11 protein-coding genes are annotated in these 18,068 nt (G+C 62.9%); 7 read left to right on the top strand and 4 right to left on the bottom strand.

The window, feature by feature from the left end; translation table 11 throughout:
• Window positions 1-124: 124 nt before the first annotated feature.
• From IPM27_05565 to IPM27_05575, 3 genes are all read right to left on the bottom strand, one after another.
• A complete protein-coding gene (locus tag IPM27_05565) occupies window positions 125-4,945 on the bottom strand; it encodes an autotransporter domain-containing protein (GenBank protein ID MBK9161016.1) in 4,821 nt (1,606 codons plus the stop codon).
• A 67-nt stretch (window positions 4,946-5,012) separates the two neighbouring features.
• Complete coding sequence (locus IPM27_05570; protein ID MBK9161017.1) at window positions 5,013-6,752, bottom strand: hypothetical protein; 1,740 nt, start codon at window positions 6,750-6,752, stop codon at window positions 5,013-5,015.
• Between the two features lie 310 nt (window positions 6,753-7,062).
• On the bottom strand, window positions 7,063-7,995 hold the full coding sequence (locus tag IPM27_05575) for an FAD:protein FMN transferase (GenBank protein MBK9161018.1): 933 nt from the start codon (window positions 7,993-7,995) through the stop codon (window positions 7,063-7,065).
• Window positions 7,996-8,254: 259 nt separating this feature from the next.
• Here IPM27_05575 and IPM27_05580 point away from each other — a divergent pair, with 259 nt between their 5' ends.
• The 6 genes from IPM27_05580 to IPM27_05605 all read left to right on the top strand — a co-directional run bounded on the left by IPM27_05580 (window position 8,255) and on the right by IPM27_05605 (window position 16,131).
• On the top strand, window positions 8,255-8,536 hold the full coding sequence (locus IPM27_05580; GenBank protein ID MBK9161019.1) for a DUF1778 domain-containing protein: 282 nt from the start codon (window positions 8,255-8,257) through the stop codon (window positions 8,534-8,536).
• The gene (locus IPM27_05585) at window positions 8,536-9,033 is read left to right on the top strand and encodes a GNAT family N-acetyltransferase (GenBank protein ID MBK9161020.1); all 498 of its coding nucleotides are present in this window, start codon (window positions 8,536-8,538) and stop codon (window positions 9,031-9,033) included. The genes IPM27_05580 and IPM27_05585 overlap by 1 nt, the downstream gene beginning before the upstream one ends.
• Before the next feature lie 51 nt (window positions 9,034-9,084).
• Window positions 9,085-10,989, top strand: coding sequence for a sulfotransferase (locus IPM27_05590; protein MBK9161021.1), 1,905 nt, complete (start codon window positions 9,085-9,087; stop codon window positions 10,987-10,989).
• Between the two features lie 731 nt (window positions 10,990-11,720).
• Window positions 11,721-12,890, top strand: coding sequence for an IS4 family transposase (locus IPM27_05595; protein MBK9161022.1), 1,170 nt, complete (start codon window positions 11,721-11,723; stop codon window positions 12,888-12,890).
• A gap of 20 nt (window positions 12,891-12,910) precedes the next feature.
• Window positions 12,911-15,088, top strand: coding sequence for a tetratricopeptide repeat protein (locus IPM27_05600; protein MBK9161023.1), 2,178 nt, complete (start codon window positions 12,911-12,913; stop codon window positions 15,086-15,088).
• 221 nt (window positions 15,089-15,309) lie between these two features.
• Window positions 15,310-16,131 carry an alpha/beta hydrolase gene (locus tag IPM27_05605; GenBank protein ID MBK9161024.1) on the top strand — a complete coding sequence of 274 codons (822 nt, stop codon included), beginning with the start codon at window positions 15,310-15,312 and terminating at the stop codon, window positions 16,129-16,131.
• A gap of 1 nt (window position 16,132) precedes the next feature.
• Here IPM27_05605 and IPM27_05610 read toward each other — a convergent pair whose 3' ends face one another.
• Entirely contained in the window at window positions 16,133-17,002 is an 870-nt protein-coding gene (locus tag IPM27_05610) for an SDR family oxidoreductase (protein MBK9161025.1), read from the bottom strand.
• Between the two features lie 52 nt (window positions 17,003-17,054).
• On the opposite strand from IPM27_05610, the gene IPM27_05615 reads away from it, so the two are divergent.
• Window positions 17,055-18,068, top strand: a complete 1,014-nt coding sequence (locus IPM27_05615; protein MBK9161026.1) for a CDP-6-deoxy-delta-3,4-glucoseen reductase — start codon at window positions 17,055-17,057, stop codon at window positions 18,066-18,068.

Consider the following 18,068-nt stretch of genomic DNA (forward strand, 5'->3'; position numbering starts at 1 on the left):
GTTACGGAAAATTTTATCCCTGAATCGAATACGGATTTTCCTCCTGCGAGGACTTTTCATCAAGCGGATTCACGCACAAAAAAGCCCGGCATCGCCGGGCTTTTCGTTTGCAGCTGCGGGCAGATCAGAACGCCCAGCGCGCCTTCACCGATGCGGTCTGGCCGGTGAAGCCGGAACGTGCCTCGAGGTCGTAACGCGCGGTGATCTCCACTCCGCCGGCCGTGTTGGCGACATAGCCCAGTCCGCCGCGCACCACCGTCGAGGACGGGGTGATGCCGTTGGTGACGAATGCCCCACCACCACCGGCGAACGAGGCGGTGACCGAGTTCTGCTTGGCGTTGGCGTCGTAGCCCACACCCAGATTGGCCGTCACGGCGGTGTTGTCGTCCAGCCGGTGGGCGATCTTGCCGTCCGCGGCGAGGATGAACTCGTCGGTGGTCTTGCCGGCCACGGTGAGGTTGAGCGCACCCGCACCGGTCTCGGTGTAGCCCTTGTCGCTCAGGCTGGTGTAGTCGGCTCGGAACGAAGGGGTGAAGCTGGTCTGCTCGTTCAGTGCCATGGTGTGGCCGATGCCCGCACCCAGGTGGATGCTGTCGCTGGTGTAGCTGGACGAGGCGACGCTGCCGACCAGGGCGATGTAGCGGCTGCCCTTGTTCTGGTTGTAGGCGTAGTCGGCCTGCCAGTTGATCTCGGTGGCGTCGCTCAGACTGCTGCTGCCGTACAGTACGGCCTGGTAGCTGTCGATGCCGGCCGCCTGCGCGCCGGAGTTGCCGTCGACGTTGCTGTGGCTGTAGGCGAAGGCGGCACCCATGCGGTAGGCCTGCGACAGTTCGCTGTCGGCGCCGACGACGACGCCGTAGGTCTGTGCGGCGTAGCCGAATGCGCCGTTACGGTCTTTCTGGTTGGCCCAGGAGCCGAGCGGCTTGACCCAGGCCTTGCGGTCGGCCATGCCGTCGCCGGAGGACAGGCCGAGGCCGCGCGCGCCTTCCATGCGGGCCTGGATGACGCGGCTGACGCCGTGCAGGTTGGAAAGGTTGGCCTGGGCCATGCCGCCGGTGATCAGCGGCAGCATCTGGCCGATGGCGGCGGAGACTTGCTGCTGGGTGCCGAGCAGGCCGAGTGCGGTGATGACCGGGGCCATCGCGGGTGGCGCTGCGCCTCCGAGGGCGATCAGCGCGTCGAAGACCGCGGCCGCACCGAGCGCTGACGTGTTGCCGGCGGCGGTGACGCTGCTGACGGCGGTCGTGCCACCGCCAGGCGCGACGGCGGCAGCCACGACGGTGAGGTCGATGGCGTTGACGTTGGTGGCGCCGGTGAAGTCGAACAGTGCGCTGTTGTCGGTGACGGTGTAGGCCGGGCCGGCGGTCAGGGTGCCCGCAGTGAGCACGCCGGGCAATACATTGCCTGCCGCGAGGGTGTTGGCGCCGGCGACGTTGACGTCGAGCTTGTTGCTGGCCGACAGGTCGGCGGTGCCGGTGACGTTCAGGGTGCCGTAGCTGGCCGCACTGGATGCGCCCACCTGCAGTACGCCGGTCGCACTCTGCGTGTAGTTGCCGGTGAGGGTGGCCGCGGTGGCATCGGCAACGGACAGGACGCCGTCGTTGTTGAAGCCGGTGACGGCAGTGACGCCGTGCGCCATGTTGAACGTGCCGGTATTGGCGATGTTGAAGGTGCCGACGTTGAACGTGCCTTCGCTGGTGAAGGTCGCTCCGGCGGTAACGTTCAGCGCGGTGGCCGGGGCCGCGACGGCGCCGACCAGACGGGCGGTCGTGCCGGTGATGTCGATGTTAGCGAGCGTACCACTCACATTGATCGCATAGGTGCTGCCACTGGAAATCGTGCCGCTGTTGGTAATGCCGCCATTCACAACGGAGCTAGTAGTGATATAGATACCGCTGGCACCACCGGAGATCGTGCCGCTGTTGCTGATGCCACCGTTGACTGTACTACCACCGTAAATGCTGATACCGCTGTTGCTGCCGGAGATCGTGCCGCTGTTGACGATGCCGCCGGTCACGCTGCTGCTACTGTAGAGGCCGACACCTCGGCTGGTACCCGATATCCTGCTGCTGTTGGTGATGCCGCCGGTCAGGGTACTGGAATTGTGAAGCCCGATTCCATTGGAAACACCCGAGATCGTGCCGCTGTTGGTGATGCCGCCGGTCACGCTGCTCCCGGTATAAATACCGATGCCGTCCGTGGTACCGCCGAAGATCGTTCCGTTATTGGTGATACTGCCAGTGCTGGCACCGGCGGTGAATATGATGCCAGCCCAGCCACCCGAGATCGCGGCGCCCGCATTGTTGGTGATGCCATCGACACTGCCGCCGCCAACACTGCCGCCGCCAAAAATTCCGATCCAGATGCCGCTGCGGATCGCCGCGATCGTGCCGCTGTTGCTGATGCCGCCGGTCACGCTGCCACCATCGATGAATATGCCGGTATTGTTGCCGGAGAGGCCACCACCGGTAGCGACATTGATGCCGTGGGTGGTGCCGGAGATCGTGCCGCTGCTGACGATCTGGCCAGTCAGGTTGGCATCGACGAGGATGCCGGTCGCGCTGCCGGTGACGCTGCCGGTGTTCACGGCAATGGTCCCGACATAGCTGCCGGCCAGCGCATGGATGCCGGTCGCCGCGCCGCTGATCGAGCCGCCGGCGTTCACGGCGATGTTTGGCGCGTCGAAGGCGATCTCGCAGGGGCCGGTGATCGCGGTCGTGACGGGCGTGGCACACACGGAGTTGGTGGTGGATGCCGCCGCGGTCAGATCCAGAGTGCTGCCGCCGATGACCAGCGCCGTGAAGTCGAGCAGCACGGAGTTGTCGGTGACATTGAAGGTTCCGTTGGTGATGCCGCCCGTCGCCAGAAGGACGCCGGCAAGCACATTGGTCGCGACAACGGTATGGCCGGTGCCCAGCACCACGTTCACCCCGGTGCCGCTGGCAAGAGTTGCCGTGCCGCCGACGTTTAACGCGCCATGTGCAGCAGCGCTCGTCGCACCTACGCTCAGCACGCCGGTCGCGCCCTGGGTGTAATCGCCCGCTACCGTGCTGGTGGCAAGCGCCGTGTCGATGGTGCCGTCGTTGGTGACGAGTGCGGTTGCATCTGCCACGGTTAGTTGGCCGGTCAGCACGCCGCCCGCCTGGTTGGTGACGGAGCCGACCGTGCTAAGGGATGTGACGGTGATGGAACTGGTAGTGCCGGAGATCGTGCCGCTGTTGGTGATGCCGTTGGCCACGCTGCTGGTGCTGCCGACATAGATGCCGTAATTGCTGAAGATAGTGCCGGTATTGGTGATACCGCCGGTCACGCTGCTGCCGCTCCAGATGTCGAGAGCGGTAAAGTTGGCGGCGGAGATGGTGCCGTGGTTGGTGATGTCGCCGTTCACGGTGCTGCGGAATACGCCGAGGCCGCTCATATTGCCGGAGATCGTGCCGCCGGTATTATTGGTGATGCCGCCGGTCGCCGTACTGCTGCTGAGGTAGATGCCGCGAGCGTTGGTGCCGAAGATCGTGCCGCTGTTGGTGATGCCGCCGGCCACCGTACTGCTGCCGACGACGTGGATGCCGTCGGCACCGCCGGAGATCGTGCCGCTGTTGGTGATGGCGCCGGTCACGCTGCTGCCGCTGCCGAGCCAGATACCGGCGCCGCTGCTGCCAGTGACGGAGATCGTGCCATGGTTGGTGATGCTGCCAACGGTGGCGCCGCCGCTGCCGAGCCAGATGCCGGCGGCGGGGGAAGAGCTGCTGGTGCCGATGCTGGAAATGATGCCGCCCGCATTGTTGGTGATGGCGCCGGTCACGCTGCCGCCGGAGGCGATGTTGATGGCCCACAGCCCGGAGATCGTGCCGCTGTTGGTGATGCTGCCGACGCTGCTGCCGCTACGGGAAACGTTGATGCCGACCCAGGAAGAGCCGGAGATCGTGCCGCCGGTGTTGTTGGTGATGCCGCCGACAGTGCTGCCGCTGCTGACGTTGATACCGCCTCTCCAGCCGCTGATCGTGCCGCCGTTGGTGATGCTGGCAATGCTGCTGCCGCCCCACAGCGAGATGCCATTGCCGCCACTGCCGCCACTGCCAGAAATGACGCCGCCCGCATTGTTAGCGATGCTGCCGACGCTGCTAACGCTCCGGAGGCTGATGCCGCTGGCGCCCGAGATGGTGCCGCTATTGCTGATGCTGCCGGCCGTGCCGCCCGACGAGATGGAAATACCCACACTGCTACCGGAGATCATGCCACCGGCATTGTTGGCGATGCTGCCGACGCTGCCGCTCCAGATGCCGATGCCGTTGTTGTTGCCGGAGATCGCGCCGCTGTTGCTGATACTGCCGACGCTGCTGCCGTTGCGGAAGCTGATGCCTGCATTAGACGTGCCGGAGATGGCGCCGCCGGTATTGTTGGTGATGCTGCCGACGCTGCTGCCGCCCCACAGCGCGATGCCGCTGGCGCCGGAGATGGTACCGCTGTTACTGATGCCACCGGTGATACTGCTGCTGCTCCATAGTGCGATGCCACCCGCCATGCTTCCCCAGCCGCCCGAGATCGTGGCAAGCGCGTTGTTGGTGATGTTGCCGGTCACGGTGCTGGCGCCGGTGAGCTTGATACCGTTCGAACCGCCGGCGACCGTGCCGCTATTGGTGATGTTGCCCGTCAGGTTGGTGACAGGGCCGACCAGGATGCCGGTGCTCGTACCCGTGACGATGCCGGAGTTGCCGATGGAGCCGGTGTAACTGCCGGCCAGCGCATGGATGCCGGTCGCGCCGCCGTTGATCGATCCGCCGGGGTTCACGGTGATGGTCGGCGCGTCGAATCCGATCTCGCAGGGGCCGACTACCGGGCCGGCGACGGTGGTCGTCCCGCCGACCGCGCCGCAGGCGTTGGGCGCGGCTGCGGCAAGCAGGTCGATGCTGGTGCCGTTCACCACCGGGGTGAAGTCATACAGCACGGAGTTGTCTGTGACAGCACCGAAGTTGCCAACAACGACGCCCGCGTTGACGATGCCCGCAATGGTGCTACTGGAAGTGAAAAGCGGCGTAGTGAAGTCGGCCGGATTCAGGATCGCGCCGAGGGTGCCCCCCCACTCCCAGGGTGGCCGTGCCGGTCACCGTCAGCGGGGCGGAGGAATCCACGCCCAGCGTGCTGCCAGGGCTTGATCCTATATAGTCGCCGGTGATGGTGGAGGGCGCTGCCGCCCCCAGCACGATGATGCCGTTATTGGTGACGGTGGTGGCGCTCAGAATGTCCAGTGCGCCGAAAATGATCCCGCTGGCACTGTTGGCGATGCTGCCGATCGTGCTGGCGGCGTCGACGCGGATGGCGGCGGAAGTACCCCTGATCGTGCCGTTGTTGGCGACGCCGCTGACGGTGCCGCCGCTTTGGACGAGGATGGCCGTGGTGCCGGAGATCGTGCTACCCCCACCCACCGATATCCCGTTTATTCCGCCGGGACCACCGACGATCGTGCCACTGTTGCTGATGCCGCCTGCAAGGCTGCTGTTGCTGTTGAGCGCGATGCCCGCACCGCTGCCGGAGATCGTGCCGCTGTTGGTGATGCCGCCGGTCACGCTGCCACTGCTGCCGATGTTGATGCCGGCCGCAGCACCGGACATGGTGCCGTCGTTAGTTATGGTGCCATTGATGGTGGTGGCACCGCCGCGCCCGCCCCTGATGTTCAGGCCGTAGACTGCGCCGGAAATGGTACCGCCCAATGCATTGGTTATATTGCCGCCGACCTGGACCCCGCTGGCGATCCGGATGCCCGATTCGTCGCCCCATCCGCTGTTGGTGGACTGGATCAGACCATCGTTGAATATCGCGCCGATCGTCGCGCCACTGACGATTTCCATACCGTGGCCTTTGGCCGTGATGGTGCCGGAATTGCTTATCGCACCACCAATCGAGGCTCCGCTGCCGATCCATATCCCCCTGGCGCTGGCGCTGCCAGCGACGGAGATCGTGCCGCCCAGATTATTGGTGATGCCGCCGGTCACGGCGCCGTTGATGTTGATAACGTTTCCGGCAACGGCGATCGCACCGCTGTTGGTGATGCCGCCGTTCACGGCGCTAACTCTGTCTATGTTTAATCCACCGTTGATCGTGCCGCTGTTGGTGATGCCGCCGTTCACGGTGCCACCGACAAGGGCGCCAAAACGTCCGCTGATGGTTAAATTGCCGTTGATCGTGCCACCCGTGTTATTGGTGATGCCACCGTTCACGGTGCTGGAGGTGTAAATCCCGATACCAGGAGCGCCGTTGATCGTGCCGCTGTTGGCGATGCCGCCCGCCACGGTGCTGCTCAAGATGTAAATGCCATCGTTGGCGGTGCCGGCAATCACGCCGAGCGCGTTGTTGGTGATGGCGCCGGTCAGGGCGGAACTGGTGGCAGCGACCGCCCAAGGGCCGGAGATCGTGCCGCTGTTGGTGATGCTGCCCGCAGTGACGCCGAGCGCCCTGGCCGCGGTTGGGCCGGCAGTGACCGAACCGGTATTGGCGACCGTCAGCGATTCACCGGCCCCGAGCAAGCACTGGGTGGACACGCCTGCGGTGACAGTGATCACGCCCGCGACCGGGGCAGGACAGGGAGCCGCTACCGCCATCGCCGGCTCTGCGGCCATCGCGGCCAGCGCCATCACCACGGCCGAAGCCACAGCTTTTACCGAAGAAGAAGGTTTGCCTTTGGTCTTTGTTTTTTCGCTGGTGACGATGAATGCCTGGCGCGATTCGCTCCAGATGACGCGGTGGGTACGGTTCATTTACTGCTCCCTTAAAAACTGTGATCGAGAATTCGTCGTAGTCAAATCGTGCCGATATCTGACAGCATCCCTAATATATCAACACGAAATTGCCACGGATTGTCCCAAAAACATACCCGCCGCGCAAGCTCAATGAAATAACGGCTTGATCGCGCAATGGAATTGCGCTCCTACCCCCCGATTTACCCCGAAGATAACCAATGACTAGCCCAGCGTCTTTTGACGGGCTAGTCAGATGGCTAATAGTTCAATCAGGTTCTTGTGCCCTGCGGGTATCGGGCGCTGGAATCGCCCCCTGCAGGAGCCCGATTCATCGGGCGATTGATTTATCGCGTGATGGATTGCGCTGCTGCGGGGCGATGTTGGTTGTCACTTTCCCCTGCTGGTCGACCAGCAGGTAACCCAGTTTGCGCGATTCGAGGAAGGCGACAGCTTCCCCGCCCAGCAGCATCGCGATCGTCGCGGCGCTGCCTGCCGCGCTGCATTGCGCGGCGATCACGGTGGCGGACCGCCAGTACGCCACCGGCCAGCCGGTGCGCGGGTCGAGGATGTGGCAGTAGCGTTTGCCGCCGGATTCGAAATAGCGCTGGTAGTCGCCGCTGGTCGTCAGCGCCCCCCGGCCAAGGGGAAGGGTGGTCATGATGGTGTCCGGTCGGCGCGGACGGACGATGTGTACGGCCCACGGGGAACCGTCCGGATGGGGGCCGAGGATGCAGATGTCGCCGCCCAGGTTGACCAGACCGGCGCTGATGCCTTCGGCGCGCAAAATCAGCGCGGCGCGGTCGGCCGCGTATTCCTTGCCGATGCCGCCGAAGTCGATCTCCATCCCCTGCTGCGGCAGCCTGATCTGCTTGCCGTCCCACTCGACCTTTGCCCAGCCGATCTGCGGCAGGATGTCGGCGACCGCCTGTTCGCCCGGTACGGCGCCGCTGCGGAAATCCCAGATGCGCCGCAACACGCCGGAGGTGATGTCGAACCGGCCGCCACTGTCACGGTAACAGGTGTCCGCGAATCGCAGCAGCGCGGCGGTCTCCTCGTCCACCGTCACGTGCGATTGCCCCGCCTCGCGGTTGATTTGGCTGACGAGGCTATCCTCGCGGTAGCGCGAGTATTTCGTCTCGATGCGCCTGACCTCGGCGATGGCCCGGTTGGCCGCACGGCGCGCGGCGTCACTGTCGGCCGCGTAGAACTGGAGTTCGTTGTCGCAGGCCATCGCCTTGAAACTGAAACGGTGAAAAATCATCTTGAAAGCGGCGAATGGAGCCGCAAAACCGTGGGCTTGTCCGCTGCGCGAAGTGTCCGGCTCGCTGGATTCCAGCCTGCGCGGGAATGACAGGTAAATGGATTGTCTGGGTCAAAACTCACGCGCGCATCATACCAAAATAATGGTGTGAGTGACTTCGTTGAGCTTTGTCCAGTGGCACATGAGCCTGAACGAATGGATGCTTGCAATGTAAGTACAACTGACGCACAATGCTGGCGTTGATTTTTGGGAGCCAAACATGGAAACCACCACGCTCAAAGAAAGCCGCTTGAATATAAGGTGCGACAACCGCACGCGCCAGTTGCTGGACAAGGCAGCCGGTTATGCGCATGTCAGCATTTCCGAGTTTGTTCTTTCGCATGCGCTGGCATCCGCCGAGCAGGTGGTTCAGGAACACGAATCGATCACCTTGAAGCCGATGGACTTCGAGGCATTTCTGGCTGCGCTGGACGCACCGGCAAAGCCCAATGCGGCACTGAAGCGCGCTCTCAAACGTCGCGCCAATCAAGTTCGCGGGTGATGCCTTATCGGATCGGGCCGCTCGATGCGTCCATCGACACTGCAAGTTTTCAGTGCGGTCGCGAGCCTTTGAACGACTATATTTGTCGCTACGCACCGCAAGATGTCCGCAGAAACGTTGCCCGGGTGTTTGTCGCCACGCCGGAAGTTAATCCACGACAACTAGCCGGATTCTTTACGCTCAGTGCGGGAAGTGTGAGTTGCTCAAGCCTTCCTGCATCCCTGGCAAAGAAACTGCCCCGCTACCCTGTGCCGGTTGCACTGATAGGCCGGCTGGCTGTGGACAAACAATTCCAGGGCAAGGGGCTGGGTGCCATCCTGCTTGCCGATGCGTGCCAGAAAGTCGTTCAAGCCAGCGCTGTCATGGCTGTGGCCGGGATCATCGTTGATGCAAAAGATGACGAAGCCATCGCGTTCTATGAGCACTTTGGTTTTATCCCCGTACAGGGGCAAGCGGAAAGAATGCTGTTGCCCGCTTCCCTGTTCCATGCAAAGTAGTCACCCGGTTACCGAAACCTTTATTTGATGACAATGATGTCACAACAGAACATGAATTTGCCGCAAGCCATGGCGCAAGCCGAGCGATTGCGGGCGAACGGGCGACTGGCCGAGGCCGAGGGCATCTGCCGCAAAGTACTTGAAGCATCACCCAAATTCCACCCGGCCTGGCATGCGCTGGGGCTGATCGCCTATGAGGTCGGCAAGCTGCCGCTGGCGGCGGAACTGATCGCCGAGGCGATCCGGCTGGATGATTCGGTGGCGCTCTACCACCGCAACCGGGGCGAGATGTGCCGCCGCATCGGGCAACTGGATGAGGCGGTGAAGGCCGGCAAACGCGCGACCAAGCTGGCGCCGGACGACCTGGACGCGCACTACAACCTCGGCCTCGCGCTGACCGACCAGGGCAAGTGGGGCGATGCGATCCGTTCCTACCGGCGCGCGCTGAAACTGAACCCGCAGCATGGCCTGTCCTGGAACAACCTGGGCGCGGCGCTGGAAAAACAGGGCGACATGGCGGAAGCCGAGGCCGCCTACGCCAAGGCGGTCGGGATCGACCCCGCACATCACGAGGCGCAGAACAACCTCGGCGCGATCTACAGCGAACAGGGGCGGCTGGAAGACGCCACGCGCTGTTTCGAGGATTCGATCAAGGCCAGCCCGGATTTCATCGAGCCGCATTTCAACCTGTCCTCGCTGAAGACCTACCGCGAGGACGACCCGCACCTGTTGTATCTGGAACGCAATCTGGACAAGGCGGCGTCGATGGAGGTCAAGGGGCGCATCCGCTACTGGTTCGCGCTGGGCAAGGCGCGCGAGGATGTCGGTCGCCATGACGAGGCGTTCGCCGCCTATGCCGAGGGCAACCGCCTGCAACACGAGATCATGCCCTACGACGAAGCGCGCGCGGACGCGTTGCTGGAACGGGTGATGACGGTGTTCGACCGCGCGTTCTTCGACACGCACATGCCCTCTCCCCCGGCCCCTCTCCCCCGGGTGGGAGAGGGGAGCAAACCTGAGGTGCGCTTACACTCCTCGCCCGTTCACGGGAGTATGGCTGAAGAAGAAGGTGAGTCCCCTCTCCCCCCGTCCGTTCACGGGAGTATGGCTGAAGGAGAAGGTGAGCCTCCTCTCCCCTCGCCCGTTCACGGGAGTATGGCTGAAGGAGAAGGCGAACCTCCTCTCCCCTCGCCCGTTTACGGGAGAGGGGCCGGGGGAGAGGGTGAAAAAGCGCCGATCTTCATCGTCGGCATGCCGCGCTCCGGCACCACGCTGCTGGAGCAGATCCTGTCCAGCCATCCGGCGGTGCACGGCGCGGGCGAACTGATGTATCTGAACGAGGCGATCATGGGGCTGGCCGGCGATTCCGGAAAACCGTTCCCGGATTTCGTGCCTTGCCTGCTGGCGGAGGATTTCGCGCGACTGGGCGCGACCTATACGGAACGGCTGTGGCAACTGGCGCCCGATGCGCTGCGCATCACCGACAAGATGCCGGCCAACTTCTTCTACATCGGTATGATCCGGCTGGCGATGCCGAACGCAAGGATCATCCACGCGATGCGCGACCCGATGGATTCGTGCTTCTCGAACTACGCGCGGCTGTTCAACGACACCATGGAGTTCGCCTACGACCTCGGCACGCTGGGCCGTTACTACGTACGCTACATCAAGCTGATGCGGCACTGGCATGACGTGCTGCCGCAGGGGACGATCCTCGACCTGCGCTACGAGGACATGGTGGCGGACACCGAGGGCCAGGCGCGCCGCATCCTCGATTACGTCGGCCTGCCGTGGGACGACGAGTGTCTCGCGTTCCACCGCAACAAACGGCACGTGAAGACCGCCAGCGTGGCGCAGGTGCGCAAGCCGATCTACAAGACCTCGGTGGCGCGCTGGCAACGTTTCGAGAAACATCTGGCACCGCTGCTGGAGATCGTGCGGGATTACCGAAAATGATTTTATGGGAGCTATCGCGCAATACCCACAGGGCGCGAGAATCTGATTGAACTACTAGCCATCTGACTTGCCCTGCAAAAAGACGCCGGGCAAGTCATTGGTTATCTTCGAAGTGAATTGCGCTCCTACCGGGCGCGGGGTTGTAGGAGCCCGATTTATCGGGCGATTGGATGCTTGCGGCTATCGCGCAATAAATTGCGCTCCTACAGATTGGACGACGACTTACTCATTTTTTGGTAATCACAATGAAGCATAAAACTCGCACCAACCCCTTCGACCTGCTTGCCGAACCCATCGTACCGGGCGCGGGGTTGTAGGAGCCCGATTTATCGGGCGATTGGATGCTTGCGGCTATCGCGCAATAAATTGCGCTCCTGCAGATTGGACGACGACTTACTCATTTTTTGGTAATCACAATGAAGCATAAAACTCGCACCAACCCCTTCGACCTGCTTGCCGAACCCATCGTACCGGGCGCGGGGTTGTAGGAGCCCGATTTATCGGGCGATTGGATGCTTGCGGCTATCGCGCAATAAATTGCGCTCCTACAGATTGGACGACGACTTACTCATTTTTTGGTAATCACAATCACTAGTGTCCGGTTAAAAACGATTCCATGACTCTGAAATCCTTATTTGATGCCGCATCCGGAGATTTTTATAGTGTCTCCGACTTGAACGGCGAACCAGCCTTGGTGCAGTCTGGCAGCTTTCCTGCTGCTGGAGACTGCGATGTACGTTGGCAAGCCCTTGTTCGCCCAAGTCATGGACTTCCTGCCATGGAAGACCTTTCATCGCATCGTGGCTCGGCATGGCGGCGATCATCGCGTCAGGACATTGTCCTGTGCCGAACACTTCCGTATTCTGGCCTTCGCTCAACTCACCTATCGCGAGAGTTTGCGCGACATCGAGGCCTGCCTCTCGGCACAGGCTGCCAAGCTCTACCACATGGGCATCAGAAGCACGGTATCCCGTTCGACACTGGCCGATGCCAACGAACTGCGCGACTGGCGCATCTACGCCGAATTCGCTCACCGTTTGATTGCTCAAGCCAGAACGCTTTACGCCAGCGAAGACTTGGGCTTGGATTTGACCAACACAGTGTACGCACTGGATTCGACCACCATCGATCTGTGCCTGTCGGTATTTCCATGGGCGCATTTCAGAACGACCAAGGCAGCGGTGAAGATGCATACGCTGCTGGACTTGCGCGGCAGCATTCCCAGCTTCATCCACGTCTCCGATGGCAAGATGCACGACGCCCGCATCCTCGACTTGTTGATCCCGGAGCCGGGTGCTATCTATGTCATGGATCGGGGCTACGTCGATTTCGTGCGTTTGCATCGGCTGCATCTGGCCGGGGCGTTCTTCGTCACCCGCGCCAAGTCGAATCTCGACGCGCACCGGATGTATTCTGCCAAAACCGACCGCAGCCTCGGCATCATCTGCGATCAGACGATTGCGCTCGACGGGTTTTATACCCGACAGGATTACCCGGAGCCGTTGCGCCGCATCCGCTTCAAAGACCCGGAAACCAACAAGACGCTGGTGTTTCTCACCAACAACTTCACGTTGCCGGCGGCAACGATCTGCGCGCTCTACAAGAGCCGCTGGCAGGTGGAGTTGTTCTTCAAATGGGTCAAGCAGCATCTTCGTATCCAACGTTTCTATGGCACGTCCGAGAATGCGGTGAAGGCGCAAATCTGGATCGCCGTCTCGGTCTACGTCCTCGTCGCCATCATCAAAAAGCGCCTCAATCTGGACGCTTCGCTCTACACTTTGCTACAGATTCTATCGGTCACGCTGTTCGAGAAAATGCCCATCCAGCAAGCCTTGCAGGGCATCGGTGGGCAGCCAGAAAACACCGATTTCAACAACCAACTGAATCTATTCGATTCTTAACCGGACACTAGTGAATCACAATGAAGCATAAAACTCGCACCAACCCCTTCGACCTGCTTGCCGAACCCATCGTGCCGGTCGCACCGACCCAGCCGCAGCAGATGTCCGTCGAGCAGGCGATGGCGTTGGCGAGCCAGCTCCAGTCGCAGGGGCGTCTGCAGGAAGCAGAGCATCTGTTGCGCCAGATATTGCAGGCGCAGCCGCAGCACACCTTCGCGCTGCACCTGCTCGGCGTGATCGCGCATCAGGCCGGCAAGCCGGAACTGGCGATCGAACTGATCCGGCAGGCGATCCGGAGCAACGGCAACGTCGCGCTGTTCCATGCCAACCTGGGCGAGATGTGCCGGCTGCAGGGCCGTCTCGACGAGGCGGTGCAGCATGGCGAGCGAGCGGTCGAGCTGGATGCGAACATGGTCTCCGGGCACAGCAACCTGGGCATCGCCTGTTACGACCTCAAGGACTATGACCGTGCCGAAGCATGCCAGCGCCGCGCGCTGGCGATTGCTCCCACCTTCGCGCCGGCGCTGAACAACATGGGCAGCATCTGCCGCGCGCGCAAGGACAAGGAGGCCGCGCTGGACTGGTATCGCAAGGCGATCGCCGCCGCGCCGGATTATGTGGAGTCGCTGAGTAACCTCGGCGCGGTATTGCTGGAAGCCGACCGTCCGGACGAAGCAGTCGTGCCGCTCGAACAGGCGCTGCGCGTCAACCCGAACTATGCCGAAGCGCTGTGCAATCTCGGCATGGTGCGCAACGCGCTGGACCAGCACGATGCGGCGCTGCCGCTGTTGCAGCGGGCGTTGCAGGTGCGGCCCGACTATGCCGAGGCCTTTATCGGGCTGGCGCGCTTCTTTTCCGAGAAGGAGGACCTGCCCGAGGCGGAACGTTGCGCCCGCCGCGCCGTCGAGCTGGCGCCGGAAAAAGCCAATGTGTACGCTCAACTGGGCGGCATCTACACCGAGATGGCGCGTAGCGCCGAGGCTGAAGAGATGTACCGGCGCGCGCTGGAGATCGACCCGGAGTGCGACGAAGCGCTGCTCGGACTGGGCAACCTGAATATGGAAGGCGGCAATATGGAAAATGCGGAAGCGCTGTTCCGCCAGGCGCTGACGCTCGATGTAGATAACCTTGCGGCGCGCTTCCACCTCGCCCAGGTCAGAAAGGTGAAGGCCAGCGACGGGAACCTCGCCGCGCTGGAGGCGACGGACGCCGCGGCACGGAACGGCACTTTGCCGCTGACGCCGAGGAAGGCGATGTCGCTGCATTTCGCGCTGGGCAAGTGCTACGACGACAGCAAGCAACATGACAGGGCGTTCCCGCATTTCCTCGAGGGCTGCCGACTGAAACGCGCCACCTACGACTACGAAGCGAACGAGGTCACCCGGCACTTCGATTCGATCCGCGCGGTGTTCGACCGCGATACCCTGGAGCGCCTGCGCGGCGCGGGCGACCCTTCGAGGGTGCCGATCTTCGTGCTGGGCATGCCGCGCTCGGGCACCACGCTGACCGAGCAGATCATCGCCAGTCACCCGGAGGTGCACGGCGCGGGCGAGTTGCCCGATCTGCTCGCTATCGCGCAGCGCCCGATCAATGGCGCGAATTATCCCGAGAGCATCCGTTCCATCGACCGGACGCAGCTCGATGCATGGGGGGCGGACTACGTCGCGGCGCTGCGCCGGCATGCGCCGGATGCGCGGCACATCACCGACAAGATGCCGGCGAATTTCTTCGCCGTCGGCCTGATCCACCTGATGCTGCCCAACGCGAAGATCATCCACGTCAACCGCAATCCGGTGGACACCTGTTTGTCCTGCTTCACCCGTTTGTTCAACCGCAAGCAGAACCAGACCTACGACCTGGCGGAACTCGGGCGCTACTACGTCGATTACGCGCGGCTGATGGAACACTGGCGCGCGGTGCTGCCTGCCGGCGCCTTTCTCGACGTGCGCTACGAGGACATCGTCGCCGACCAGGAAGCGCAGGCGCGCCGTCTGATCGAATATTGCGGGCTGGAGTGGGACGAGGCCTGCATCGATTTCCACAAGACCAAGCGCGCGATCCGTACCGCCAGCGTGACGCAGGTACGCCAGCCAATCTACAGTTCATCGGTGGAGCGCTGGCGGCCTTACGAGAAACACCTCGGCCCGTTGCTGGACGCGCTGGGTGAACTTGCGCCAAAGACAACTATCGCGCAATAGAATTGCGCTCCTACAGAGGGACGATGTTGTAGGAGCCCAGCTTGCTGGGCGATGATTCTCGATCACGCAGCTATCGCGCAATGAAATTGCGCTCCTACAGGATGGCGATGGAAACAAATGCAGGAGCCCGATTTATCGGGCGATAGAACGATATCGAATCGCCCGACAAGTCGGGCTCCTACGGACACATATTTCAGGGTAATGGATCATCCGGGTTGGTTATGAAGACAGGCGTACTTTTCGTGTTGTTGCTGCTGGCCGGTTGCGCCGACCTGTCGCCGCAGTCCCGCTGGCAGCTTGCCGACCGGCTGGCGGAACAGGCGGGTTGGCAGAAGCTGCACATCCCGGCCGGAACCTTCGTCCTTACCGCCTATGCACCCGCACCCGCCGCGCCCGAGGACGCGCTGACGGTGTATATCGAAGGCGACGGGCTGGCCTGGCTGACGCGCTCGCAACCTTCGAACGACCCGACGCCGCGCAATCCGGTCGGGCTGCAACTGGCGCTGCGCCATCCGCAGGGTTTGGCCGCCTATCTGGCGCGCCCCTGCCAGTACACCGCGCCGCAGGACGCGCAGAACTGCCGGCAGACTTACTGGACGGACGGACGCTTCGCGCCCGAGGTGATCGATGCCAGCGATCGGGCTGTCGACCAACTCAAACAGCGCTTCGGCGCGGCACGGCTGGTGCTGGTCGGCTATTCGGGCGGCGGCGCCGTCGCGGCACTACTGGCGGCACGGCGCAAGGATGTCGTCCGGCTGGTGACGGTGGCGGGCAACCTGGATCACCGCGCCTGGACGACGCTGCATCATGTCCCCGCGCTCAAGAACTCGCTGAATCCCGCGGACGAGTGGCGGTCGCTGGTCGGCTTGCCGCAACGGCACTTCGTCGGGGAACAGGACAAGGTCGTCAGCCGCGCGGTGGCCGACGCCTATGCTGCGCGCTTCCCGCCGCAGCGGCGCCCGGAAGTGATCGAAATCCCGGATTTCGATCACGCCTGTTGCTGGGCCGAGCAATGGGATTCGATCTGGCAGGAGGCGCGCTGAATCAGCCGCGCCCGCTGACAGTCAGCGTGTCCGCCAGCGTCGGGTAGCGCAATTTCACTTGCAGTTCCCGCTTCATGCGCCGGTTGTCCAGACGCCGCGATTCGTTCATGAACGACCACATCATCGGCGACACCGCCTGCTCCACCCGCGCGCGCGGCAGGCGCGGCGGGCGCGGCAGACCGAAGGCGTCCGCCACCGCATCGAAATAATCGCCCATCTTCAATGTACTGTCGTCGCTGGCGTGGTAGATGCGGCACGCCTTGCCGCGCCGCAACGCGGCGACGGCGATGCGCGCCAGGTCGTCTGCATGGATGCGATTGGTGTAGCTGTCTTCTTCCGGCACGATCGCCGGGGCGGCAGCCCGCAGCCGTTCCAGCGGCAGTCGGTCGGCCGCGTAGATGCCCGGCACGCGCAGGATGGCGGCGTTCACCCCGTTGCGCCTCGCCCAGTCGCGCACTTGGCGTTCGGCGTCGATGCGGCGCTGCGCGCGCGGATTCCGCGCATTCGGCGGACGCGTCTCGCCGACCCGTTCTCCCGCGCAATCGCCGTACACGCCACTGGTGCTGATGTAGATCAAACGTCCGGGTAACTTTCCCCGCGACAGCGCGCTCAACAGGTTGCACGTGCGCGGGTCGCGCGTTCCGGAATCCGGCGGCGGCGCGAAATGCAGCACCGCATCGGCCAGGCCGGCCAGGCGCACGAGGCTGGCACGGTCGTCCAGATCGCCCAGTACCGGTATCACGCCAAGGGCGCGCAAACGTTCCCGATAAGCCGGGTTGCGCACCAGCGCGAACACGCGATGGCGCCCTTTCAACAGCGGGATGGTACGCAGCGCGACATCGCCGCATCCAACGACAAGAATTCTTTTCATGGCGTGATTATGCGTTAAAATCCATGCCTTCACGCACCCCGAACTATTCACCATGTCATTCAAAACGATCATCGAGCCCAGCGGGCACGAATTCCCCATCGAAGCGAACGAGACCGTCCTCGAAGCCGCCATCAGGCATGGCTATACCCTGCCCTACAGTTGCCGCGACGGTGTGTGCGGGGCCTGCAAGGGAAAGGTGGTGCAGGGCAATATCGACCACGGCAGGCATCAGGAAGGCGTGTTGACGGATGCCGAAAAGGCTACCGGCATGGCATTGTTCTGCTGCGCCAAACCGCTGTCGGATCTGGTGATCGAGTGCCGCGAAGTGACTGCGGCGGGCGAGATCCAGATCAAGACGCTGCCGTGCCGGGTGCAGAGGATGGAGCGTCCCGCCGAGGACGTGATGGTGCTGAAACTCAAGCTCCCCGCGAATGAAAGGCTGCAATTCCTCGCCGGGCAATACATCGACATCCTGCAAAAGGACCAGAAGCCGCGCAGCTTCTCGCTGGCGAATGCGCCGCACGACGACGAGTTCCTCGAACTGCATGTCCGCAACATCTCCGGCGGCGCGTTCACGCGCCATATCTTCGAGGAGATGAAGGAGCGCGACATCCTGCGTTTCAAGGGCCCGCTCGGCACGTTCTTCCTGCGCGAGGATTCCGGCCGGCCGATCATCTTCGTCGCCAGCGGCACCGGCTTCGCGCCGATCAAGGCGATCATCGAGCACGCGCTGTATGTCGGCATCAAGCGCCCGATGCATTTCTACTGGGGCGTGCGCAAGCTGGCCGACCTGTACATGCTGGACAAGGCGAAGGAATGGGAAGGCAACGGCATCAGATTCACGCCGGTGCTGTCGGACGCGTTGCCGGAAGACAACTGGCAGGGGCGCACCGGCTTCGTGCACCAGGCGGTGCTGGACGACTACGATGATCTATCCGCGCATGAGGTGTATGCCTGCGGCGCACCGGTGGTGGTGGAAGCGGCACACCGCGACTTCACTTCGCAGCGCGGCCTGCCGGAGGACGCATTCTATTCGGACGCCTTCACCTTCGTGCCGAAGAGCTAG

The organism is Nitrosomonadales bacterium (assembly GCA_016716325.1).
Classification (GTDB): Bacteria; Pseudomonadota; Gammaproteobacteria; order Burkholderiales; family Gallionellaceae; genus Gallionella.

Excerpts from the sequence above, each read along its gene's own strand:
- IPM27_05600 (MBK9161023.1), top strand. The coding sequence starts at position 12,911 with ATGAAGCATAAAACTCGCACCAACCCCTTCGACCTGCTTGCCGAACCC.
- IPM27_05575 (MBK9161018.1), bottom strand. The coding sequence starts at position 7,995 with ATGATTTTTCACCGTTTCAGTTTCAAGGCGATGGCCTGCGACAACGAA.
- IPM27_05590 (MBK9161021.1), top strand. The coding sequence starts at position 9,085 with ATGAATTTGCCGCAAGCCATGGCGCAAGCCGAGCGATTGCGGGCGAAC.
- IPM27_05580 (MBK9161019.1), top strand. The coding sequence starts at position 8,255 with ATGGAAACCACCACGCTCAAAGAAAGCCGCTTGAATATAAGGTGCGAC.
- IPM27_05595 (MBK9161022.1), top strand. The coding sequence starts at position 11,721 with ATGTACGTTGGCAAGCCCTTGTTCGCCCAAGTCATGGACTTCCTGCCA.
- IPM27_05570 (MBK9161017.1), bottom strand. The coding sequence starts at position 6,752 with ATGAACCGTACCCACCGCGTCATCTGGAGCGAATCGCGCCAGGCATTC.
- IPM27_05610 (MBK9161025.1), bottom strand. The coding sequence starts at position 17,002 with ATGAAAAGAATTCTTGTCGTTGGATGCGGCGATGTCGCGCTGCGTACC.
- IPM27_05615 (MBK9161026.1), top strand. The coding sequence starts at position 17,055 with ATGTCATTCAAAACGATCATCGAGCCCAGCGGGCACGAATTCCCCATC.
- IPM27_05585 (MBK9161020.1), top strand. The coding sequence starts at position 8,536 with ATGCCTTATCGGATCGGGCCGCTCGATGCGTCCATCGACACTGCAAGT.
- IPM27_05605 (MBK9161024.1), top strand. The coding sequence starts at position 15,310 with ATGAAGACAGGCGTACTTTTCGTGTTGTTGCTGCTGGCCGGTTGCGCC.